1 protein-coding gene is annotated in these 965 nt (G+C 54.9%); it reads right to left on the bottom strand.

Annotation, left to right across the window (positions count from 1 at the left end):
• The coding region (gene tuf / locus BG74_RS21195; RefSeq protein ID WP_066596077.1) for an elongation factor Tu at positions 1 to 965 on the bottom strand (965 nt) is incomplete at its 5' end.

The raw sequence follows: 965 nt of genomic DNA, 5'->3' as shown, positions 1-965 counted from the left end.
TTAAGCGATAATTTTGGCAACAACACCCGCGCCAACGGTACGGCCACCTTCGCGAATGGCAAAACGCAAACCGTCGTCCATGGCGATCGGGGCAATCAGTTTGACAACCATCTTGATGTTATCGCCAGGCATTACCATTTCAACGCCTTCCGGCAGTTCAATAGTACCGGTCACGTCAGTGGTACGGAAATAGAACTGTGGACGGTAGCCTTTGAAGAACGGCGTGTGGCGGCCGCCTTCATCTTTGCTCAGAATATACACTTCCGATTCAAATTGGGTGTGCGGCTTGATCGAGCCTGGCTTGGCTAGAACTTGTCCACGCTCGACGTCGTCACGCTTGGTACCGCGCAGCAACACACCCACGTTCTCGCCGGCACGACCTTCGTCCAGCAGTTTACGGAACATTTCAACGCCGGTGCAGGTGGTTTTGGTAGTGTTTTTGATACCGACGATTTCCACTTCTTCGCCCACTTTGACGATACCACGCTCTACACGACCGGTGACCACGGTACCGCGGCCGGAGATGGAGAATACGTCTTCAATCGGCAGCAGGAACGGCTTGTCGATGGCGCGTTCCGGTTCCGGAATATAACTATCCAATGCTTCCGCTAGTTCAATGATTTTCTGCGTCCAGGCTTCGTCACCTTCCAGCGCTTTCAATGCGGAACCGCGGATAACCGGCGTATCATCGCCGGGGAAGTCGTACTGTGACAGCAGCTCACGTACTTCCATTTCTACCAGTTCCAGTAGCTCTTCATCATCAACCATATCGCATTTGTTCATGAATACGATAATGTACGGTACGCCAACCTGGCGACCCAGCAGGATGTGCTCGCGGGTCTGCGGCATCGGGCCATCGGTGGCGGCAACGACCAGGATCGCGCCGTCCATCTGAGCCGCGCCGGTGATCATGTTTTTCACATAGTCGGCGTGCCCTGGACAGTCTACGTGCGCGTAGTGGCGGG

Origin of the sequence: Sodalis-like endosymbiont of Proechinophthirus fluctus (genome assembly GCF_001602625.1) — a bacterium.
Classification (GTDB): domain Bacteria; phylum Pseudomonadota; class Gammaproteobacteria; order Enterobacterales; family Enterobacteriaceae.
The sequence above is the reverse complement of the archived record's forward strand: the minus strand, read 5'-3'. Positions and strand labels throughout refer to the sequence as shown.